Raw genomic sequence first — 21,650 nt, 5'->3', positions numbered from 1 at the left:
ATAACTAAGGAGTGGACGATTGCATAGTGACAGGGAAATCTTCATACTCCAATACTAAATCATCAAGCGATAAAAATGTATAGCCTTGCTTTTTCGCTTCGGCAATAAATAAAGGAAGTGCTTCTGCATTATCTTGCGCTACGGTATGCATTAAAATGACTGCACCAGGGTGAAGTTGTTCCATCAATGCATTATACGCATAATCTGCTCCACGACGTTCATCCTTTAGCCAATCTTTAAAAGCGACAGACCAGAAAATATGACGGTAGCCTTCAGCATTGCCGACTTCCAACAACTTCGCATTAAAAATGCCTTCTGGTGGGCGGGCATATGTTGTACGGTCAATACCGGTTAATTCACGTAATTTCCCATCAAATTTACGCCATTCTGCACGCATACCATCTCTTGTTAACCTAGCCATATTGGGATGACCATAGGAATGGTTGCCGATAGTATGACCATCTTGTACCATACGTTTAACAAGGTCACTAGCACTTTCTAAATAATGACCGGTTAAGAAAAAAGTTGCTGGCGCTTTTTCTTTTTCTAACGTATCCAATATACTTTCAGTAAAGCCATTTTCGTATCCATTATCGAATGTTAAGTAAACAACTTTTTTATCGGGTTTTCCTTTATAAATTGCTCCATATTGGTCGAGTAGCTTGTCAAGTTGTGCTCCTGCTTGTGCTGGTTCGCCATTCTGTGCTTTTTTAATGCCCCAATGATATTCATCTGAGCCTGAAGCAAAGTATGGATTAAAGCTAATTGCTGCGGCAATAATAAATGTAGCAATTACCGCACCTACAATATGTTGTTTCCACATAAAAAACGCATCCTTTCCTTTTCGTTTAGGATGCGTTACTTTTAAAAATTTATCCTACTTCAAGTCGCACTTTGCACACAGATTTTATAATAAATTTTCAAGTGCTTCTTGTAAATGTGGGAATTGAAATTCGAAGTTGTGCGCTTGTAAAACTGTTGGTAATACATGCTGGCCTTCTAAGACAAGCATACTTTGTTCGCCAAGAGCTAAACGCATGGCAAAACTCGGGACTGGCAACCAATGACGGCGCTTCATTACCTGTGCGATAGTTTGTCCGAATTCCTTCATGCGTGTAGCATAAGGAGCTGTGACATTAAATGGTCCGCTGATGGACGCATTTGTAATTGCAAAATAAAGGGCACGTGCCACATCCTCGATATGGACCCATGATAGCCATTGCTCACCCGAACCAATCGTTCCGCCTATATGCAATTTATAAGGCAATAGCATGGAAGGCAACGCGCCATTGTCACGACCTAAAATAACGCCAAAGCGTGCGAGTGCTACACGAACGCCTAGTTTTTCAGCTCGCAAAGCATGGCGTTCCCAATCATGAACGGTCCATCCTAAAAAATCAGTTGCATAATCCTTAAAATTTTCACTATAGGTTGTCGCTATGGAAGGTGGATAAATGCCAACTGCACTGGCATTTACAAGTACTTCAGGCGTTTTATCTAGTTCCTCTATAATCCGAACGATTTCTAATGTAGCATCCATCCGACTCGTATAAATCGCCTTCTTTTGTTTTTTTGTCCAACGGCCGTCATTTAGTGATACACCAGCCAAATTAACGAATGCATCAATATTGTCTAATTCTTTTTCTGGTCGTGCGCCATCTCGTAGCCATTGGACATAATGAATGCCATTTTCGTATTTAGAATTGCTGCGTGACAAGACAAATAGTTCATGGCCTTGCTCTTGTAACAATTTGGTTAGCGCTTTCCCAACAAAACCAGTACCGCCCGCAATAACGATTTTCATACGAACCCCTCCTTTTTCCAAATAGATGTAACTCAACTATACACAAAGATAGAAAAAAAGAAAAAGATGTTATAATGTTTAGGCAAAGGAGTGGTTTCATATGCGTGTTATTACAAAAATTGCACGTCAAAAAAACAATCCAGAACGTTATAATATATATTTGAACGAGGAATACGCTTTCCCAGTAGATGAGGCAATTCTCATACAATTTGGTTTGACAAAAGGGAAGGTACTCGAAGAATTTGATATTCAGGAAATTGCCTATGAAGATGAAATTCGTAAGGCGTTTAATAAAGGGCTGAATTATTTATCCTATCAAATGCGAAGTGAGCATGAGGTGAAGAAAAAGTTAAGCTCACTAGAGTTCGGCGAAGCAGTCATATTAGAAGCTATCCAAAAGTTAAAATCATATGGCTTTTTAAATGATGAATCTTATTCAAAAGCATTGCTAAACACCAAAAAAGCTACCATGAAAAAAGGCCCGCGAGCTATTCGACAAGATCTTATGAAAAAGGGAATCGATAAAAGTTTGCAAGATGAAGTACTGGAAACATTTAGCCATGAGGAACAAGTAAAGCTTGCCACACAGCTTGCTGAAAAAGTAATTCGTTCTGAAAAAAAGAAAACACCATCGCAAATAAAGGCCAAAATTCAAGATTTTTTAATGCGAAAAGGGTATTCATTTACTATTGTAGATGAAGTACTTGGACAGATAGAAATCGAACAAGCAGAAGATGAATGGCAGGCATTGCTTGATGCACAAGGCGAAAAAGTTTGGAAAAAGTATGCCGCGAAGTATACTGGTTATGAATTAAAAATGAAAACGAAGCAGGCGCTTTATCAAAAGGGATTTCCTGTAGAAATTATAGATCGTTTTATTGAAGAGAAGGAGAATGAAGAATGAATGACAAAAACTATGCTGCAATGACAGAGCATGAATTACGTGAAGAAGTAGCTAAGCTTAAAGAAAAGGCTCGCAAAGCGGAACAACTAGGCATACTCAATGAATTTGCAGTTTACGAACGTAAAGCTTTAATGGCAGCAGCTTATTTAGTCGATTTAGATACGATTGTTCCAGGGGAAATGTACCGCATTGATGGCTCTGATAACAACTTTTTCCAAGTGGATTATTTAAAAGGACGATTTGCTTGGGGGCATCGTCTTGGCGGCGATAAGTATCAGGAAGCCTTACCTGTTTCTATATTATCACCAATAAAGGTGGGCAAGTAAATGCAAGAAAAAATTGACAAACTAACAACAGAATTACTGGCAAAAAACCCTGAAATGTCTGTAGGTCGTGCGCGAGTTTGGGTGGAGCTTCTTTGGAGTGATTTTGAATCCTCGTCTGCCAAAGCGGGCTACAATTACCGAGGAGCTGACTATACTGAAACGTTAGTGCGCCAATTAATCGGCAGCTATGGTGATAAGCTTCATCTATTTGCAGGGCGCAATCCTAAATACGCTCATTTACTGGATACAAGTGACGATATCGTACAATAAATCGAAAACGGAATAGGTTAAAAAAGAAAAATAAAGCCGGTGTTCCTTAGTAGGATACCCCGGCTTTATTAGCTTTCTGTAGACTCTTTAATTGCTAGCGCCAATTTGTAATTTCTTCTGAAGTTTATCTTCGGTGAAAATCCAACCAGTGTAAGAGGTAATGATTTCATCGGCATCGTTTAAATGAGCGACTGCAACGAAAGGATAGCGATTGTCACTACGGTAACGAAGATCAATTAACCTTACTTCTGTTAAGCCGTTTTCAAGCTCTGAAATTTCCCATCGATATAATGGTGAGAATGACACAAAGGCATCGAGATTCGGGTCTTTCATAGCAGCTTCAACAGTCGGTGTTTTCGGTAATGGTTTGATTTCAAATTTATCGTAAATATTAACTGTTCGCCCATACGCACGGCCAACATAGTAATGCGTTTTAGATTTTGCAGCGATGCGCCAGTGAAAAAATCGCATTGTAGGAGCTACAATAACATAATCTTCATCCTGTATGGTATTATGAACGGCTCTTTTAACCGCTTTTTGCAAAGCAAATCGTAAAATATAATAGACGATAATAATGCCATACATGACGCTAAATGTCCAAACTGGATTTGCCCCAAATGCCCATAGTAATATACCAAGGCAATGGAGAGTGAATATTATCGGATCGAATGTATTAATAACACCAAGTGCAACCCATTTTCTAGAGAATGGACGAATGGCCTGTGTTCCATATGCATTAAAAATATCAACGAAAACGTGAATGGCTACTGCAAGAAATGTCCAAAGCCATAAATGCAACACATTCGCGTCTTGAATAATTAGTGATAGCACGATTGTAATTAAAATTGGCCAGATGACTACAGCTGGAATTGAATGGGTGATACCGCGATGATGTCGAATATAAATCGCATTATTGCGAAGCTTTAAGACCGTATCAACATCAGGTGCTTGTGAGCCGATAATGGTACCAGCCATAACGGCGGTAAAGGTCATTGAATGATTTGCAACTACTGGGTCAGCTAAAGCGAGACCTCCGAGTGCTATGCCCATAACGAAATGTGTACCTGAATCCAAAATTATCCACTCCTAGCATGCGTGAAAAAGGCGTACAATGCATACATGTATATTTCAATATTGGTATCGTATTGCTTTATACAGTTTACCTTTCTATCGCTAAGTATTCATTCACATAATACGGTAAATGATACCGTATTAAAAATACGTTTTTGTCATATTATGCGAATTAGCTTTTCTTAATTGTATACCCTTTTTATCATAAATTAAATCGTAAAAACACGGGAGGTCACTGTGAATTATCCATATGTAACAGAATTTCGACAATCTTTAGTCGAATGGTTCGAAAAAGAAAAACGAGATTTACCATGGAGGCATACAAAGGACCCTTATAAAATTTGGGTGTCTGAGGTCATGCTACAGCAAACACGAGTTGACACAGTAATTCCTTATTATAATCGCTTTATGGAAAGCTTTCCAACGCTAGAATTATTAGCAGAGGCACCACAGGAATATTTATTAAAGCATTGGGAAGGCCTCGGTTATTACTCACGAGCACGGAATTTACAAGCAGGTGTGCGTGAGGTATTAGAAAGTTACGGGGGAATTGTACCTGATAACCGGCATGAAATTTCAAAACTAAAAGGAATTGGTCCTTATACTGCAGGAGCTATATTAAGTATTGCCTATAATAAGCCCGAGCATGCAGTTGATGGTAATGTTATGCGTGTTTTAAGTCGTGTCCTTAATATCCATGATGATATTGCACTTCCAAAAACAAAGAAGATTTTTGAAGCGGCTGTTGAAGAACTAATTGATTCTGAAAATGCATCTTCTTTTAACCAAGGCTTAATGGAACTTGGGGCGCTTATTTGTTCCCCAACTTCACCAAAGTGCTTATTATGTCCCGTCCGAGAATACTGTACAGCTTTTAACGAGGGTGAACCCGAAAATCTTCCTATTAAATCTAAAAAAGTAAAGATGAAGCATATTTCATATGATGTCTTTGTTTGTGAGGATGAAGATGGACGGATATTGATGGAACAGCGTCCAGAAGAAGGATTGCTTGCGAATATGTGGCAGTTTCCAATGGTGGAACAAGAAGATGATTCTTTGATAAAATTTGCTCACCATCATGAATTAAATGTCCAAGCACACCAGCCAATTTTAACATTTAAGCATATCTTCTCTCATTTAACTTGGCATGTGAATGCTTATTATATTAAGAGTAAAACAGCTGAGAAGGGTGAATGGCTGACACGTGAGCAAATAGAATTATTACCGATGCCTGTACCTATGCTGAAGATATGGCAAGCGATTAAATAGTGGAAATGAAAATTTAAAAAATTAAGAGCATAAAAGTAATCACCTCTGTACACAATAATTAGCGTGGAGGTGAATGACTGATGAAGAAAAATCAAAACAACAACCAACAAGCAAATAAAAACATGCAACGCCAAAGTGAAGAGTTTGGTTATGAAACAGACTTCAACGAAGTGCAAAAGCAAAATGCTAAAGCTGAGCAGAATAAAGCTCAAGCTTCAGGCAAATACGCTAAGAATAACCAAAACGCGAGCGAGTAATCTCTCACTTTGTAACTGCATAATTGCATTTACCTTCTAAGGGGCTGTCTAACAATCGAAAAGATGAAAAGGACAGCCCTTTTCTATATCTTGTGACACGTATTATATAGAAAGATAAAAAATTCCTGAGGTTTTTGTTATGATGGAAATTGCTATTAATTTACGAAAATTTGTACATAAATAACATGACACAGTGAAATTTGTAGTTTTCAACTACACCTTTCGCGTACAGATTGCTATAATATACTAGAGACTGCTAGATTTAGGTAGCATAGACGAAAAGGTGGGCTTCAAAAATGGCAATACCGGTAGAAGGAGAAACGATACAAATACATAGTTATAAGCACAACGGCCGCATCCACCGTGTTTGGCAAGAAACAATGGTTTTAAAAGGAACGAAAAACATTATAATCGGTGCGAATGAACGAACACTTGTGACAGAATCCGATGGTCGTACGTGGCTAACGAGAGAGCCTTCTATTTGTTATTTCCATGCGGAGCACTGGTTCAACATCATCTGCATGCTGCGTGAGGACGGTGTGTATTATTATTGTAATCTAAGCTCACCATTTGTTTTCGATAATAATGCCATTAAATATATTGACTACGATTTAGATATTAAGGTTTTTCCGGATATGTCGTATACCCTTTTAGATGAAGATGAATATGAACAACATCGACAGGAAATGTCTTACCCAGATGTAATCGATAAAATTTTAAAGCGCAATGTCGAAAAATTAATTAGCTGGATACAACAAAAAAGAGGGCCTTTTGCACCTGATTTTATCGATGCATGGACGAATCGCTATAAGTTTCAGCTCGATATGCAAGCAGATGATTGTCAGTAACACCTATTAGTTTAACTAATGGGTGTTTTTTTTCATGTAAAGGGTATTTTATAAAGAGAGGCTTCAATGAAAGTGAAAAATAGTTAGCACAAAAGTTTTACTAACTGTACTTCATGCTAAATATTGCTATAATACGTAAGGGCATTCAATATTGAATGTCTGTTTCTTTTTGAATGTATAGAAAGCCATTTAAGCAGAAATGGGTTTCAAATAAGGAAGTGAAGATAATTGGGTAGCGTAAAGCGTTATATGCGTTTTGTAAAACCATACACATGGGAAATACTTTTAACCGTATTCATTGGTATTGTGAAATTTGCGATTCCGTTATTTATTCCATTGCTTATAAAAATAGTACTTGATGATATTATTGGTGCTGATGATTTAACGGATACAGAAAAAACAAAGGAATTGTTTTATTGGCTAGGTGGAACAATTATTGTATTTTTCGTGATACGACCACCAATAGAATACTACCGTCAATACTTTGCACAGCATGTGAGTAATAAGGTACTTTTTGATATCCGAAAAGAAATTTATGCCCATCTACAGCGACTAAGCCTGAAGTATTACGCAAATACAAGAGCTGGCGAGGTCATTTCACGTGTTATTAACGATGTGGAACAAACGAAAAACTTTGTTATGACTGGTTTAATGAATGTTTGGCTTGATTTTGCAACAATTGTCATTGCGGTCGGTATTATGCTAGCAATGGATGTCAAACTGACGCTTGTTGCACTAATTGCATTCCCATTCTATGCAATTAGTGTAAAGTTCTTCTTTGGTAAACTACGAACTTTAACACGTAACCGTTCACAGGCACTTGCAGGTGTGCAAAGTTATTTACATGAGCGAGTGGCTGGGATGAGTATTATTAAAAGCTTTACGCTAGAAAAGCATGAACAACAACTATTCGATGAAGCCAATGGTGAGTTTTTTGAAAAAGCGCTAGATCATACGAGATGGAATGCCAAGTCCTTTGCAGTAGTCAATACAATTACGGACGTGGCACCATTGCTTGTTATTGCTTATGCCGGCTATCAAGTGATTAATGGCTCATTATCGCTTGGAACAATGGTTGCTTTTATCGCTTATATTGAGCGACTCTATGGACCGCTTCGTCGATTAGTAAGTTCATCCACAACGTTAACACAATCTATCGCTTCGATGGATCGTATGTTTGAATTAATGGATGAGCCTTATGAGGTAAAAAACAAGGAAAATGCCCTTCCATTACCGCGAGCAACAGGTGAAGTGCGATTTGAAAATGTAGCCTTTCAATATGAAGTGGATGGTTCGCCAATTTTAAAAAATATGAACTTTACCATAAAACCAGGGGAGACGGTTGCATTTGTAGGAATGAGTGGTGGTGGGAAATCTACTATTATTAGTTTAATCCCCCGTTTTTATGATGCGACAGCTGGAGCGGTTTTTGTAGATGGACATAATGTTAAAGATGTCACAATCCATTCATTGCGCTCACAAATTGGTATTGTGCTTCAAGATAATATTCTCTTTAGTGATTCAGTTAAGGAAAATATTTTGATGGGGAAACCAGGTGCGTCTGATGAGGAAGTAATGGCGGCTGCAAAAGCAGCTAATGCACATGACTTTATTATGAACTTACCAAATGGTTATAACACAAAGGTAGGAGAGCGAGGCGTAAAATTATCAGGTGGTCAAAAGCAACGAGTGGCCATTGCCCGTGTATTTTTAAAAAACCCACCGATTTTAATTTTAGATGAAGCGACATCAGCGCTAGATTTGGAAAGTGAAGCACTTATTCAAGAATCATTAGATGCCCTTGTGCATGATCGCACAACGATTATTATAGCGCACCGACTTTCAACCATTACACATGCTGATAATATTTTTGTTATTGAGCATGGACAATTAATAGAAGAAGGTAATCATGAACAACTAATGAAGAAGCAAGGCACTTACTATAATTTATTCCAAGTACAACATTTAGATTAAGTATCACACAATATACGAATGCCGATGATTTGCACCGTAGGGGGTTTTAAGTCCCAAATTGTTTGCGTGCCTGGCACAAAAAAGCCTTCCATTGTTAATAAAATGGAAGGCTTTTTTTGTGGAAATTTATCGATTTAACAGAAGTTTTTGGAGGAGGGGAAGAAAAATGTAGAAAATATATGTAATTTGCAGAATAATAATGATTGAAAGAGAGAAGTATTTTAGTTAGAATTATCTGAAAATAGAGAATTTAGTGATAGTTAGTATATAATATTCAATAAAATTGTATTTTTTGAAAATATTGGTGAGGTGGGGCGGTTAAACATGCGAAAAAAGCTGTTAGAAGTAAAAGGGTTACAAACAACGTTTTTCACAGATGATGGACAGATTCCTGCCGTTGATGATATTGATTTTTCAGTCCATGAAGGAGAAATTTTAGGGATTGTAGGGGAATCGGGTAGTGGGAAAAGTGTCACATCTTTGTCCATTATGGGATTAATCCCTTCACCACCAGGAAAAATTACTGGTGGACAAGTACTGTTAGAAGGCAAAAATTTAGCGAAATTAACGGATAAGCAAATGCAAAGAGTACGTGGTAAGGATGTGGCGATGATTTTTCAAGAGCCTATGACTTCCTTAAATCCTTTATTTACAATTGGCGAGCAATTAAAAGAAGCAATTTTAATCCATAATCCCAAGTGGTCGAAAAAGAAGGCTTTTGCGCAGGCGGTAGAAATTATGAAACTAGTAGGATTACCACGTGTAGAGGAACTACTGAAAGATTATCCTCATCAACTATCAGGTGGGATGCGCCAACGAGTGATGATTGCTATGGCATTGGCCTGTGACCCGAAGGTGCTGATTGCCGATGAGCCGACGACTGCCCTCGATGTGACGATTCAGGCACAAATTTTGCAACTGATGAAAGATTTGAACAAGCGTATGAATACGGCTGTCTTATTAATTACGCACGATTTAGGGGTCGTAGCAGAAACTTGCGAACGCGTTATTGTAATGTATGCAGGGCAAATTGTTGAAGAGGCACCTATTCAAGATATTTTTAAAAATCCTAAGCATCCTTATACACAAGGACTTATTAAATCTGTGCCAGATATGCGTTACAAAAAAGATAGCCTTTACTCAATACCTGGCAGTGTACCTAGGCCGGGCACGATAAAAGATGGCTGTCGTTTTGCAGCACGCTGTGAATTTGCAATGGAACGTTGCCTACAACAAACACCACCTTTATATGAAGAGACAGAGCAACATAGAGCAAGGTGCTTTTTACTGGAAGAACAGGAGGTGATTCAATATGTCGAAAGTGCTATTGAAAGTTGAAGGGTTAAAAAAATACTTTCCAATTCGCAAAGGATTCTTGAATACGCAAGTTGGCGATGTAAAAGCTGTGGACAATGTATCCTTTGAAGTATTCGAAGGGGAAACATTAGGGATTGTGGGCGAATCAGGATGTGGTAAGTCAACGACAGGTCGCCTTTTAATGCGCTTGCTCGAACCGACCGCAGGGAACATTGAATTCGGTGGCAAAATGCTTTCTTCCTTATCGAATAGTGAAATGCGGAAAGCACGAAGGGATATCCAAATGATTTTCCAAGACCCCTATGCTTCACTTAATCCACGCCATTCGATTGGCAAGATTTTAGAGGAACCACTCATTGTGCATGGAATGGGCAATTCAAAAGAACGCAAGCAGAAAGTAATTGAGCTGCTTAAAATTGTTGGCTTAAATGAATATCATGTAAAACGCTATCCTCATCAATTTAGTGGAGGACAGAGACAACGCATTGGTATTGCGCGAGCGCTGATGACCAACCCGCGTTTAATTATTGCGGACGAACCTGTTTCTGCGTTAGATGTATCAATTCAGGCTCAAGTTTTAAACCTAATGCAATCTTTGCAAAAGGAACTAAAGCTTACCTATATTTTTATCTCACATGACTTAGGTGTTGTACGCCATATTAGTAATCGTGTTGGGGTTATGTATTTAGGCAAATTAGTAGAGTTGACCGCAAGTGAAAATTTATATGCAGAGCCGCTCCACCCATATACGCAGGCATTATTATCTTCTGTTCCTGTGCCTGATCCAACTTTTGAACGTGAGCAGCTTATTATATCTGGAGATATTCCGAGTGCATCCAATCCGCCGAGTGGTTGTGCATTCCATACAAGGTGTCCGTTTAAGAAGGCACAATGCTCAAGCGTTGTACCGAACATGCAAGAAGTGAAGCCGGGTCATTATGTTGCTTGTCATCTTTATGATGCGATTCAACATTGAATGATATAAAAAAGTTTTAGGGGGAAAATAGATGAAGAAAAAGAAGCTTTGGTCTTTGGGCGTAATGCTAATCCTTGTTCTCTCGACAATCTTAGCTGCGTGTAGTTCTGGCTCTGATGGCAAGGATACAGGTTCGAAGGATACGTCAACTGGCGGCGATTCAGCTAGCAGCGGTGAAAAAACATTAGTATATGGTCGAGGTGGCGACTCCACAGCTCTTGACCCTGCAACAGTAACAGAAGGTGAATCTTTTAAAGTAACAGTGAATATCTATGAAACACTTATTAATTTTGGAGAACAAGATGTTACTTTAAAGCCTGGTTTAGCAAAATCATGGGAAGCTTCAGAAGATGGCTTAACTTACACATTCCAGCTTGAAGAAGGTGTAAAGTTCCACGACGGTTCAGATTTTAATGCAGAAGCGGTTGCAAAAAACTTTGAGCGCTGGAAAGCTGGTGCAGATAAGTTCCCATACTTTATGTCTCAATTTACGATGGGCGGGGAGCAAATCATTGAATCCATTACACCAGAAGGCGATTATACAGTTGTCTTTAAGTTGAAACAACCACAAGCACCATTCTTGAAAAACTTAGCGATGGTGCCATTTGCCATTGCTTCTCCAAAAGCATTTGAAGCGAATGACGATGCACTAATTGATAATCCAGTTGGAACAGGTCCATTCAAATTTGTAAATTGGACACGTAATGATTCTATTACAATTGAAAAAAATCCTGACTATCGTATTGCAGGGTTACCGAAATTAGATAAAGTAATTTTCCGTTCTATCCCTGATAATTCTGCACGCTTAAATGCACTAAATAATGGTGAAGTAGATGTAGTAGATGGCTTAAGCCCGTCAGATAAAGGATCGATTGAAACAAATGGCGATCTACAATTAATCGAACGTCCATCTATGAACGTAGGCTACCTTGGATTAACAGTAACACGTCCACCTTTCGATAACGTTAAAGTTCGTCAAGCTGTGAACTATGCCATTGATAAGCAAGCGTTAGTAGATGCGTTCTATGAAGGTTTAGCTGAGCCTGCTAAAAATCCAATGCCACCAGTTATTGCTGGCTACAATGATGATATTACAGGCTATGCTTATGACCCTGAAAAAGCAAAAGCATTGCTAAAAGAAGCAGGCTATGACGGTAAAGAAATTGAGCTATGGGCAATGCCAGTACCACGTCCGTATATGCCAGATGGTCAAAAAATTGCAGAAGCGATTCAAAAGAATTTAGCTGATGTGGGAATTCCATCTAAAATCGTCTCATTCGAATGGGCTACGTATTTAGAAAAAGCTCAAAATGGTGAAGCGGATGCGTTCTTACTTGGTTGGACAGGTGATAACGGCGATGCTGATAACTTTATTTACACATTATTAGATGCTGATAATATCGGTTCAAACAACTACACATTCTACGACAACCCTGAGTTACACAAATTATTAGTTGCTGCGCAAACAGAAGTGAATGAAGACAAACGTAATGAGCTTTACAAACAAGCGCAGGTAATTATTTCTGAGGATGCACCTTGGGTTCCACTAGCACACTCTATTCCTATCTTAGCTGCAAGTACAAAAGTGACAAATTACTTTGCACATCCAACAGGTTCTGATCGTTTAGAAGCAGTAGATATGAATTAAACAATAAAGAAATAAAAATTGTCGCTACTCATAGTGACGTAACAAGATTTTTACAGCTTTGGACTTTGTCTAGTGTTGTAAAAACGGGTTGTGACTATGTTTGTCGCAACCCGTTTTTCTGTCTGACAGACAAACCATCTAAACGTCTATCGTTTGTTGAAAGCTGTCCCTTTCTACAGTATGTGTATAGACTTCATGCTTTTCGCAGCAAAAGTATAATTAGAAAATTACAGAGAGGTGAAGAAAATGCTTCACTATATGGGAAGACGTTTATTTCAATTAATCCCAGTTTTGCTTGGAATGACTTTTATCGTCTTTATGCTCATTCGTCTAATTCCTGGTAATCCTGCACAAGTTATTTTAGGTCAGCAGGCGACGAAAGAGGCGGTTGAGGCATTAAACGCAAGTTTAGGATTAGATAAACCATGGTATACGCAATATTTTGGCTATTTGGGGGGGATTTTTCAGGGCGATTTAGGCGTGTCTTTGCGTACAAAGTTACCTGTGTCACAAGAGATTTTTCCTTATTTAGCGGCAACAGCAGAATTAGCGATATTTGCAATGATTATAGCAGTCATTATTGGTGTCAATGCAGGTATTATTTCAGCTTGGTTCCAAAATTCATGGTTTGATTATACCGCTATGGTTGTTGCGTTAATTGGTGTATCGGTTCCGGTGTTTTGGTTAGGTTTAATGGAACAATGGGCATTTAGTATTCAGCTTGGTTGGTTGCCTACATCTGGACGTAATGATGTACGAGACCCGATAACCGCAATTACGCATTTTTATTTGCTGGATACACTGATTCAAGGCAGATTTGATCAATTTACAGAAGTGTTAAAGCGGTTAATCTTACCAGGGGTGGCACTTGCTACGATTCCTATGGCGATTATTGCAAGGATTACCCGTTCGTCTATGCTTGAGGTCATGCGCTCTGATTATGTTCGAACAGCGAGAGCAAAAGGACAAAAAATGTTTATCGTCGTTTACAAACATGCATTGAAAAATGCCGTTATTCCAGTGTTAACAGTTATTGGTTTACAAACAGGGTTGCTACTAGGTGGTGCCATTTTAACAGAAACGATTTTCAGTTGGCCTGGCATTGGTCGTTATATTTATGATGCAATCGGATTCCGAGACTATCCAGTTATACAATCGGGTATTTTAGTTGTTGCTTTTATTTTCATTATGATTAATTTAATTGTCGATCTACTTTACACTGTGATAGATCCACGTATTAAATACAAATAGGAGGGAGATGCGATAATGACTGGTGCGATAGATATAAAAAAAGAAGCAATGGCAAGTCAAGAGCGAGCGGCAGGTCCTTGGAGAGAGGGCTGGCGCAGCTTTAAAAAAAGCAAAATCTCCCTTGTTGGTGCTGGTATTGTCATATTTTTTATTGTCCTTGCTGTTTTTGGCCCTTCCATTGCGCCACAAGGAATCAATGAACAGGACTTATCGAAACGATTATTGGCGCCTTCCAGTGCACATTGGTTTGGAACAGATGACTTTGGACGAGATATATTCTCTAGAATTATTCATGGTGCCCGTATTTCGTTAAGAATTGGTTTTTTTGCTGTAATTCTTTCAGTTATTGTAGGGAGCTTACTTGGAATTCTTGCAGGGTATTATGGCAAGTGGGTTGATACGATTATTTCTCGCATTTTTGATATTATGTTGGCGTTTCCTAGTATTTTATTAGCAATTGCTGTAGTGGCTGTACTTGGGCCATCATTACAAAATGCATTAATTGCCATTGCGATTATTAATGTACCAAACTTTGGGCGCTTAATTCGGTCAAAAGTGTTGAGTGTAAAAGAAGAAGAATATATCGTAGCTGCCAAAGCGATAGGGATGCGTGATTCACGTATTTTATTCTCACATATTTTACCCAATTCGATGACACCGATTATTGTGCAGGGGACACTTGCCATTGCGACGGCGATTATTGAAGCGGCTGCTCTAGGTTTCCTCGGATTAGGGGCACAGGCACCAGCACCTGAATGGGGAAAAATGCTAGCTGACGCGCGTATCTACTTACTAAAAGCACCATGGACGATGATTTTCCCAGGGTTAGCTATCATGCTTACGGTATTAGGGTTTAATTTAATGGGAGATGGTCTACGGGATGCGCTCGATCCGAAAATGAAAAGCTAATATGGTAAAGAGCCTTCTACTGAAAAGCTAGAAGGTTTTTATTTGGTAAAAAAGGGAGAATATAAAAATCTACTTTCATGTGGAGCCATTATTTGAATTTTATGTAATATTATTTTAGACTTAATGTATGTTGATACATACTTTTTGACGTAATAGCTATAAATTGAAAAATTTAAAGCAGTGTATTGGACAGTTGATTAAGGAAATGGATCGGACAATTACAATATGTAGCGAAAAGTTATTCGACTTCCGCAAGAAAGCAGTAACTGAACGTTTCTATTATTGGAGTTGCTAAAACATGTTAATCAACATATTTAAAATACTATTCACGGTTTTTTAGCAAGTATGCAAATTAAGGAGGGCTTTAACATGGGGATTAATTTACAAAAGGGACAGCGTGTAGATTTAACAAAAGGCAAAGCTGGTTTAAATAAAATTAAAGTAGGCTTAGGATGGGATCCAGTAGGCCAAACAAAAAGTGGTGGCTTATTGGGTGGCTTATTTTCTAGTGGTAGATCAGGAGGCAGAGATGTTGACTGTGATTCATCAGTTTTAATGTTGCAAGATGATCGTATACTGGCAGGAGATGACGTCGTTTACTTCGGGAAATTATCAAGTAAATGCGGATCAGTTAAGCATTCTGGCGATAATTTAACAGGTGACGGTGCAGGTGATGATGAGGTCATTACAGTGGAGTTAGGAGCTGTGCCTGCACAATACAATAAATTAGTATTTGTTGTAAACATCTATGATGCGGCTGGTCGTAATCAACATTTCGGTATGATTCAAAATGCGTATATTCGCGTGTACGATGACAAGACAGGCAATGAATTAATTCGCTATAATTTAAGTGATGATTATTCGAATTTAACAACACTAGTTTGTGGTGAAATTTATCGTCACGGCAACGAGTGGAAATTTGCCGCTATTGGTAACGGTACAAACGATGTAAAACTTGGTGATGTAGTTCGAAGATATCAATAATTATAAATTATAAATTTGAGGAGGAATACAAATGGGTATTTCATTACAAAAAGGTCAAAAAGTTGATTTAACAAAAACAAATCCAGGATTATCAAATGTTATTGTAGGTTTAGGCTGGGATACGAATAAATACGATGGTGGACATGATTTTGATTTAGACTCTTCTATTTTTTTACTTGCTGATACAGGGAAAGTAGCAGACCAAAATGATTTTGTCTTCTACAACAATACTATCGGTGGTAATGGTTCTGTTGAACACTCTGGCGATAACTTAACAGGGATTGGTGAAGGGGATGACGAAATCGTTAAAGTTTCGTTAAATGAAGTACCTGCCCATGTGCAACGTCTAGCATTCACCGTTACAATCCATGATGCAGAAGCACGTAGTCAAAACTTTGGTATGGTATCGAACGCATTTATCCGCATTATTAATGCTGCGACGAATGAAGAAATCGTGCGCTATGATTTAGGTGAAGACTTTAGTATTGAAACAGCTGTTGTTGTCGGAGAACTATACCGTCACAATGGTGAATGGAAATTCAACGCAGTAGGTGCTGGATACCAAGGTGGTTTAGCGGCACTTTGTAATGATTATGGTTTAAACGTAAACTAACTTTTAACTTTATATGAGAAAGGGAGTTTCTTCTAATGGGTATTCAGTTAAGTAAAGGACAACGCATTGATTTAATGAAGCAAGACCCAGGCTTAAATAATGTAGGTATTGGTTTAGGTTGGGATGTTAAACAATTCGATGGAGGAAATGACTTTGACTTAGATGCATCTGTGTTTTTGTTAGATGCATCGGGAAAATGCCGTAATGAACAAGACTTTATTTTCTATAATAATTTAACAAGTCCAGACAAATCTGTTCAGCATATGGGTGATAACCGTACTGGTGTAGGTGATGGTGACGATGAAAAAATTCTTGTTAATTTAAAACAAGTGTCTCCTCAAATCGAAAAAATTGTTGTAACCGTGACAATTTATGATGCGGAAGGTCGCCGTCAAAACTTTGGACAAGTACTAAACGCTTATGTTCGATTAACGAACGAAGAATCCGGTTCAGAAGTACTTCGTTATGATTTAGGTGAAGATTTCAGCATAGAGACAGCGGTCGTATTTTGTGAGCTTTACCGACATAATGGCGAGTGGAAATTTGCTGCTGTTGGCTCTGGCTATCAAGGTGGTTTAGCTGCATTAATCAATGCTTATGGACTGCAATAATTAAAGTGCCGTTTATAACTAGATGGTTACGATTATGAATTGAATAGAGAAAGCGACGTAATGGAAGGCACTGTATTAGTCTGTATAAAACAGGTTGATGCAGTGTCTTTTTTACAAAATCATTCTTGAATGGGGAGAGAATTGGATGCAATATTTTGCAACAGAAGCGGAGACGATTTTTTATCAACAACCACGCAAATTTACGAAATTAGATTCACCTGATATTTTGTCCTATGCATTAGGTGCAACATTATATATGCCCGCGTCTATGCCTAACATTATTGACATGGTACAATCACAAAAATATCAAGAGTTAAAGTCACTTGTTATCGATTTAGAAGATGCAGTTGGGGATGCAGAGCTAACAAGCTGTGAAGAAAAAATTATAGAAGATATCAGTACGCTTTATACATTGTATCTTCAAAAGGATATTTTACTTGAAGATTTACCGCTTCTATTTATTCGTGTGCGTAGTGTTGAGCAATTTAAGCTTTTAACCTCTAAATTAGGAAAGCGTCAAGAAGTGATTACAGGCTATGTGTTTCCTAAATTTACAGCAGTACAAGGGAGAGCTTATTTTGAAATACTAGAGCAAACAATCGCACAGCATCAACTAACGTTATATGGGATGCCGATTTTAGAAAGTCATGACATTTTATATAAGGAGTCTCGCATAACAGCATTATTTGCGATTAAAGACGTACTTCGTCAATACAGAAAACGTGTACTAAATGTCCGTATTGGTGCGACCGATTTTTGTGGGATTTACGGAATTCGACGTAGAGTAGACGCAACCATTTACGATATTGCTGTTATTCGAGATTGCATTGCGGATATCGTCAATGTACTTGGGCGTGAAGAAGATGACTTTGTTATTTCCGGACCAGTTTGGGAGTATTTCAGCAATGAGCGTGTATTGAAGCCAACGCTAAGAGCCACTCCGTTCAGTGAACAAGGAGCGTTGTTTGCCCGTAAGGCACTACTCGATGATTATTTAGATGGCCTAATGAAGGAAGTACTATTAGATCAACAAAATGGTATTTTGGGTAAAACGATTATTCATCCTAGCCATATTCGTATTGTTCATGCCTTGTATGTTGTTTCATATGAGGAGTATTTAGATGCCATCAGCATTGTTGAAAATAATAATGGGCAAAAGGGTGTTTTAAAAAGCCATTATGCCAATAAAATGAATGAAATGAAACCACATATGAGATGGGCGCAGAAAATTTTACGCCAAGCATATATTTATGGTGTATACAATGAATCTGCAAATTTTGCCTCTCTTTTATTGAACACAACAGTAGGGGGAACAACGGATGACGAAGCTCGACAACAAGTTGAACATTATTCAGGATTATAAAATCGCAATAGAGATGACTGACAATCCTTATGATTTTGCTATAACAGATTTATTTAAAATGGCGACACGTATTAATAAAAAGAGACAGTTTTTATTTGTTAGTACAGTTCTTGGTAAGCATTTAGCAGTCCAGCCACAAGTACCGATACTGACAGGGGCTTTACTAGCTATGATGTATTATGAGCGATTGACAGGAAAAGAGCCTTTGTTAGTACAGTCTGTTGTACAGGCTATGCAAAATAGAGATAATGTGCAAGAGATTTTGCAGCAAGTGGAGGAACAAGGATTGGAACTAGCAGAAGACGTGCTATTTATTGGCTTTGCTGAAACAGCAACAGCGTTAGGGCATGCAGTATTTAATGTTTTTAAGTCTAATGCTACGTATATTCATACCACACGTGAACTAGTGCCAGAGCTTGAACCATTTGTGACATTTGAAGAAGAACATTCACATGCCACAAGTCATCGAGTATATTGCGAACAACCAGAAAAATTGCTACAAGCAAAACAGATTGTGCTTATTGATGATGAAATAACGACGGGCAATACAGTAGTAAATATTATCGAAACCTTGCAACGAAAATTCCCTCATGTCCAACGCTACTCGGTATTATCAATTTTAGATTGGCGTTCATCTAAACAACGAGCAATGTTTGCTCAGCTAGAAGCGCAATGGGGGATAACAATAGATTTTGTAGCTATTATGTCTGGGCACTTTACTTGTGAGGGTACACCGCTTTTAACGAGCAACCAAGTAGCAGTAACATTACCGCAAACAGCTGACATAGCTTTGCTTTCAGTGGACGAGGTAGTCGAACAAAAGCAGTACCATTCAATCGCTGAAAATGGCGTTATCAATAGAGCGCCATACATGTTAGCGACAGGTCGATTCACGATAACAGCCGAGCAGCATGTTGCGCAAAAGAAAACATTGCAAGCCATCGCGGCTCAATTACGAGCACTTCGTACAGGTGGTCCAGCACTTGTCATTGGAACAGGTGAATTTATGTATGTGCCGATGCAAATAGCGACTTGTTTAGGACAGGAAGTATATTTTCAATCAACAACACGTAGTCCCATTTATTGTGCAGATGACCCTTCCTACACAATTACTGATAAGATAGCTTTCGAAAGTCCAGAAAATAATGGTGTCGAAAATTACTTATACAACTTACATAGTCATCCGTATTCGGAACTTTTTTTAGTCATAGAACGTATAGCCAATCAAGAGGTCGTTGCAAAGACAGTGCAAGCATTGAAGGCAGTGAGTAACGCAAATATTTACGTTATTTGTATGCACGACTGGAGGACTATATAATGCATGAAATAAAACAACCAGATAAAATGGGAAGCTATTCTTCAGAAGATGTTGTGTTTTTGCTACGAGATATTAGTAACATAAGCTTAGAAATAGATAATGAACAACGGGAACGACTTATTCAATCGGGGACACATTATTCAGAAATGTTGCCTGTAGAATATCTTCCTTCCGAAGCGTACATGACGTTGTTTTATCAAACATTGGAAGACTATGCAGAACGCATTGCACTAGCTGTTGGTGTGGTGGCACAGCAAATTGTAGCACGTCAAGGTTTAGAGCATTTAGTGCTTGTTAGTCTAGCGAGAGCAGGAACGCCAATAGGTATTTTAATTAAACGATATATAAAAATGTATTATAACGTCAGCGTTCCGCATTATACGATATCGATTCTTCGTGGTCGTGGTATTGATGAGACTGCTATTCGATATATATTTACTCAGCACCCACATGCGCGCATTCAATTTATTGATGGTTGGACAGGGAAAGGGGCCATAACAAGGGAATTACAACAAGCGTGCGCAAGCTATAATGAACAAAATATTCAACAACTAGATGCTACATTAGCGGTGCTTGCTGATCCAGGACATTGTGCAGCCATTTATGGCACGCGAGCAGATTTCTTAATACCTTCCGCATGTTTAAATTCAACGGTTTCAGGTTTAGTGAGCCGTACGGTATGGAATGAGCAGTTTATGGATGGCACTGATTTTCATGGGGCGAAATATTATAAAGAACTACAAGATGCCGACGTATCCAATTTCTATATAGACCGTATCAGTGCCTATTTTACACAAGTACAGAAGGATGTAGCGCAACAACTTTGTGAGCGAAAATCATCTGCTATTACATGGCAAGGAATGGAGTCGGTTGTGGCTATTCAACAACAGTATGGCATTACCAATCATCATCTTGTAAAACCAGGCGTGGGCGAAACAACGCGCGTCTTACTTCGAAGAGTTCCGTGGAAAATTTTAGTTAACCCAACATATGTACAGGAATTGGCGCACATTTTACTGTTAGCCAAAGAAAAAAATGTTCAAATTGAAGAATATCCACAAATGTCCTATGCATGCTGTGGTTTAATAAAAGAAGTGTAGAGGAGAGAAGACATGCTACTATTTACATCAGATTTAGATCGTACGCTTATTTACTCCCAGCGCATGATGGAGAAATTCCCACCGAAAACAGCACCGATTATAGCCGAACGAAAAGAGGGAGTGGGACTTAGTATGATGACGGAAGTTACGATGTCATTATTGCAGCAAGTCCACCAACAAACTTTATTCGTACCAGTTACAACGCGAGCAGTGCATCAATATGAACGTATCCATGTTATAAAAGAATTGCGTCCTACTTTTGCAATTACGAGCAATGGCGGTACAATAATAGAACAAGGACATCCTAATAAGGAATGGTCAAAAATATTACGTAAACGAATAGAAGATTCCTCTATTCCAAGGGCGGATTTGCTACGTAAATTTAATAGCTACCAATCAGATGAATGGCTTCAACAATCGTTTTATGTTGATGAGCTATTTTATGTCCATTATATCGATGTCAATATTATACAGGATGTCGAAGTGCAAGCAATGATTCAAGAGTTTGCAGTCCATGGTTGGCACGTCTTGCTGCAAGGAAGAAAATTATATTTTTTGCCAAAAGTGCTTACAAAAGAAGCTGCAATCTCGTATTTGAAGGAGCATTGTACATATAATATGCACGTGGCGGCAGGCGATTCCATAATGGATTACGGCATGCTCGCTATTGCTGATAAAGGCTATACACCAAACCACGGCGATTTAAAAGACAAACAACCACAAATACTAAAGAACACAATGTATTCGCCTTATAACGGTGAAGCTTTTACGAAATATTTACTCGAAGATGTTTTACAATTGGCCAATAAGCAACCAATTGTGTAAGTATGATGTAAG

At 38.4% G+C, this 21,650-nt stretch carries 22 protein-coding genes; 19 read left to right on the top strand and 3 right to left on the bottom strand.

Annotated elements, in window-relative coordinates:
- Positions 1-4: 4 nt before the first annotated feature.
- Entirely contained in the window at positions 5-823 is an 819-nt protein-coding gene (locus T479_RS19500; protein ID WP_029747431.1) for a polysaccharide deacetylase family protein, read from the bottom strand.
- Between the two features lie 84 nt (positions 824-907).
- Positions 908-1,804: a TIGR01777 family oxidoreductase gene (locus T479_RS19495; RefSeq protein WP_025220612.1), complete on the bottom strand. Its 897-nt coding sequence runs from the start codon at positions 1,802-1,804 to the stop codon at positions 908-910.
- 100 nt (positions 1,805-1,904) lie between these two features.
- Between T479_RS19495 and recX the strand changes: the two genes are divergently transcribed.
- The 3 genes from recX to T479_RS19480 are packed head-to-tail and all read left to right on the top strand — an operon-like array spanning position 1,905 to position 3,304.
- Complete coding sequence (gene recX / locus T479_RS19490; protein WP_025220611.1) at positions 1,905-2,708, top strand: recombination regulator RecX; 804 nt, start codon at positions 1,905-1,907, stop codon at positions 2,706-2,708.
- The gene (locus tag T479_RS19485) at positions 2,705-3,034 is read left to right on the top strand and encodes a YfhH family protein (protein ID WP_024364546.1); all 330 of its coding nucleotides are present in this window, start codon (positions 2,705-2,707) and stop codon (positions 3,032-3,034) included. Before recX ends, T479_RS19485 begins: the two co-directional genes overlap by 4 nt.
- A complete protein-coding gene (locus T479_RS19480) occupies positions 3,035-3,304 on the top strand; it encodes a YfhJ family protein (RefSeq protein ID WP_025220610.1) in 270 nt (89 codons plus the stop codon).
- An 87-nt stretch (positions 3,305-3,391) separates the two neighbouring features.
- On the opposite strand, the gene T479_RS19475 is transcribed toward T479_RS19480, so the two are convergent.
- Positions 3,392-4,378, bottom strand: a complete 987-nt coding sequence (locus tag T479_RS19475) for a metal-dependent hydrolase (RefSeq protein ID WP_025220609.1) — start codon at positions 4,376-4,378, stop codon at positions 3,392-3,394.
- Positions 4,379-4,612: 234 nt separating this feature from the next.
- Between T479_RS19475 and mutY the strand changes: the two genes are divergently transcribed.
- The 16 genes from mutY (at position 4,613) to T479_RS19400 (ending at position 21,638) form a co-directional block, all read left to right on the top strand.
- Positions 4,613-5,644, top strand: coding sequence for an A/G-specific adenine glycosylase (gene mutY / locus T479_RS19470; RefSeq protein ID WP_025220608.1), 1,032 nt, complete (start codon positions 4,613-4,615; stop codon positions 5,642-5,644).
- 80 nt (positions 5,645-5,724) lie between these two features.
- Entirely contained in the window at positions 5,725-5,901 is a 177-nt protein-coding gene (locus T479_RS23390; protein WP_080653394.1) for a gamma-type small acid-soluble spore protein, read from the top strand.
- A gap of 296 nt (positions 5,902-6,197) precedes the next feature.
- Positions 6,198-6,749, top strand: coding sequence for a nucleoside tri-diphosphate phosphatase (ntdP, locus tag T479_RS19465; RefSeq protein ID WP_024364550.1), 552 nt, complete (start codon positions 6,198-6,200; stop codon positions 6,747-6,749).
- 249 nt (positions 6,750-6,998) lie between these two features.
- Entirely contained in the window at positions 6,999-8,723 is a 1,725-nt protein-coding gene (locus T479_RS19460; RefSeq protein WP_172583052.1) for an ABC transporter ATP-binding protein, read from the top strand.
- Positions 8,724-9,047: 324 nt separating this feature from the next.
- Positions 9,048-10,061 carry an ABC transporter ATP-binding protein gene (locus T479_RS19455; RefSeq protein WP_025220607.1) on the top strand — a complete coding sequence of 338 codons (1,014 nt, stop codon included), beginning with the start codon at positions 9,048-9,050 and terminating at the stop codon, positions 10,059-10,061.
- Entirely contained in the window at positions 10,036-11,016 is a 981-nt protein-coding gene (locus T479_RS19450; RefSeq protein ID WP_025220606.1) for an ABC transporter ATP-binding protein, read from the top strand. Before T479_RS19455 ends, T479_RS19450 begins: the two co-directional genes overlap by 26 nt.
- 31 nt (positions 11,017-11,047) lie before the next feature.
- Positions 11,048-12,664 carry an ABC transporter substrate-binding protein gene (locus T479_RS19445; RefSeq protein WP_025220605.1) on the top strand — a complete coding sequence of 539 codons (1,617 nt, stop codon included), beginning with the start codon at positions 11,048-11,050 and terminating at the stop codon, positions 12,662-12,664.
- 246 nt (positions 12,665-12,910) lie between these two features.
- Positions 12,911-13,915: an ABC transporter permease gene (locus T479_RS19440; RefSeq protein ID WP_025220604.1), complete on the top strand. Its 1,005-nt coding sequence runs from the start codon at positions 12,911-12,913 to the stop codon at positions 13,913-13,915.
- Between the two features lie 15 nt (positions 13,916-13,930).
- Positions 13,931-14,824, top strand: a complete 894-nt coding sequence (nikC, locus tag T479_RS19435) for a nickel transporter permease (protein ID WP_029747432.1) — start codon at positions 13,931-13,933, stop codon at positions 14,822-14,824.
- 369 nt (positions 14,825-15,193) lie between these two features.
- Entirely contained in the window at positions 15,194-15,808 is a 615-nt protein-coding gene (locus tag T479_RS19430; protein ID WP_025220603.1) for a TerD family protein, read from the top strand.
- Positions 15,809-15,839: 31 nt separating this feature from the next.
- Positions 15,840-16,421 carry a TerD family protein gene (locus T479_RS19425; RefSeq protein ID WP_025220602.1) on the top strand — a complete coding sequence of 194 codons (582 nt, stop codon included), beginning with the start codon at positions 15,840-15,842 and terminating at the stop codon, positions 16,419-16,421.
- A gap of 35 nt (positions 16,422-16,456) precedes the next feature.
- Entirely contained in the window at positions 16,457-17,032 is a 576-nt protein-coding gene (locus T479_RS19420) for a TerD family protein (protein ID WP_025220601.1), read from the top strand.
- 145 nt (positions 17,033-17,177) lie between these two features.
- Positions 17,178-18,395 carry an HpcH/HpaI aldolase/citrate lyase family protein gene (locus T479_RS19415; RefSeq protein WP_025220600.1) on the top strand — a complete coding sequence of 406 codons (1,218 nt, stop codon included), beginning with the start codon at positions 17,178-17,180 and terminating at the stop codon, positions 18,393-18,395.
- Positions 18,352-19,713, top strand: a complete 1,362-nt coding sequence (locus T479_RS19410; protein ID WP_025220599.1) for a phosphoribosyltransferase family protein — start codon at positions 18,352-18,354, stop codon at positions 19,711-19,713. Before T479_RS19415 ends, T479_RS19410 begins: the two co-directional genes overlap by 44 nt.
- Positions 19,713-20,813: a cysteine protease StiP family protein gene (locus tag T479_RS19405; protein WP_025220598.1), complete on the top strand. Its 1,101-nt coding sequence runs from the start codon at positions 19,713-19,715 to the stop codon at positions 20,811-20,813. Before T479_RS19410 ends, T479_RS19405 begins: the two co-directional genes overlap by 1 nt.
- Before the next feature lie 12 nt (positions 20,814-20,825).
- The gene (locus tag T479_RS19400) at positions 20,826-21,638 is read left to right on the top strand and encodes an HAD family hydrolase (protein WP_025220597.1); all 813 of its coding nucleotides are present in this window, start codon (positions 20,826-20,828) and stop codon (positions 21,636-21,638) included.
- Positions 21,639-21,650: the final 12 nt, after the last annotated feature.

It is taken from the genome of Lysinibacillus sphaericus (genome assembly GCF_000600105.1).
Classification (GTDB): domain Bacteria; phylum Bacillota; class Bacilli; order Bacillales_A; family Planococcaceae; genus Lysinibacillus; species Lysinibacillus sphaericus.
Note: the sequence above shows the minus strand (reverse complement) of the source record. Positions and strands in the feature narration are given on the sequence as shown.

What these genes read in the sequence shown, in the direction of transcription:
- T479_RS19500 (WP_029747431.1), bottom strand. Translation starts at nt 823, where the DNA reads ATGTGGAAACAACATATTGTAGGTGCGGTAATTGCTACATTTATTATT.
- T479_RS19495 (WP_025220612.1), bottom strand. Translation starts at nt 1,804, where the DNA reads ATGAAAATCGTTATTGCGGGCGGTACTGGTTTTGTTGGGAAAGCGCTA.
- recX (WP_025220611.1), top strand. Translation starts at nt 1,905, where the DNA reads ATGCGTGTTATTACAAAAATTGCACGTCAAAAAAACAATCCAGAACGT.
- T479_RS19485 (WP_024364546.1), top strand. Translation starts at nt 2,705, where the DNA reads ATGAATGACAAAAACTATGCTGCAATGACAGAGCATGAATTACGTGAA.
- T479_RS19480 (WP_025220610.1), top strand. Translation starts at nt 3,035, where the DNA reads ATGCAAGAAAAAATTGACAAACTAACAACAGAATTACTGGCAAAAAAC.
- T479_RS23390 (WP_080653394.1), top strand. Translation starts at nt 5,725, where the DNA reads ATGAAGAAAAATCAAAACAACAACCAACAAGCAAATAAAAACATGCAA.
- ntdP (WP_024364550.1), top strand. Translation starts at nt 6,198, where the DNA reads ATGGCAATACCGGTAGAAGGAGAAACGATACAAATACATAGTTATAAG.
- T479_RS19460 (WP_172583052.1), top strand. Translation starts at nt 6,999, where the DNA reads ATGCGTTTTGTAAAACCATACACATGGGAAATACTTTTAACCGTATTC.
- T479_RS19455 (WP_025220607.1), top strand. Translation starts at nt 9,048, where the DNA reads ATGCGAAAAAAGCTGTTAGAAGTAAAAGGGTTACAAACAACGTTTTTC.
- T479_RS19450 (WP_025220606.1), top strand. Translation starts at nt 10,036, where the DNA reads ATGTCGAAAGTGCTATTGAAAGTTGAAGGGTTAAAAAAATACTTTCCA.
- T479_RS19445 (WP_025220605.1), top strand. Translation starts at nt 11,048, where the DNA reads ATGAAGAAAAAGAAGCTTTGGTCTTTGGGCGTAATGCTAATCCTTGTT.
- T479_RS19440 (WP_025220604.1), top strand. Translation starts at nt 12,911, where the DNA reads ATGCTTCACTATATGGGAAGACGTTTATTTCAATTAATCCCAGTTTTG.
- nikC (WP_029747432.1), top strand. Translation starts at nt 13,931, where the DNA reads ATGACTGGTGCGATAGATATAAAAAAAGAAGCAATGGCAAGTCAAGAG.
- T479_RS19430 (WP_025220603.1), top strand. Translation starts at nt 15,194, where the DNA reads ATGGGGATTAATTTACAAAAGGGACAGCGTGTAGATTTAACAAAAGGC.
- T479_RS19425 (WP_025220602.1), top strand. Translation starts at nt 15,840, where the DNA reads ATGGGTATTTCATTACAAAAAGGTCAAAAAGTTGATTTAACAAAAACA.
- T479_RS19420 (WP_025220601.1), top strand. Translation starts at nt 16,457, where the DNA reads ATGGGTATTCAGTTAAGTAAAGGACAACGCATTGATTTAATGAAGCAA.
- T479_RS19415 (WP_025220600.1), top strand. Translation starts at nt 17,178, where the DNA reads ATGCAATATTTTGCAACAGAAGCGGAGACGATTTTTTATCAACAACCA.
- T479_RS19410 (WP_025220599.1), top strand. Translation starts at nt 18,352, where the DNA reads ATGACGAAGCTCGACAACAAGTTGAACATTATTCAGGATTATAAAATC.
- T479_RS19405 (WP_025220598.1), top strand. Translation starts at nt 19,713, where the DNA reads ATGCATGAAATAAAACAACCAGATAAAATGGGAAGCTATTCTTCAGAA.
- T479_RS19400 (WP_025220597.1), top strand. Translation starts at nt 20,826, where the DNA reads ATGCTACTATTTACATCAGATTTAGATCGTACGCTTATTTACTCCCAG.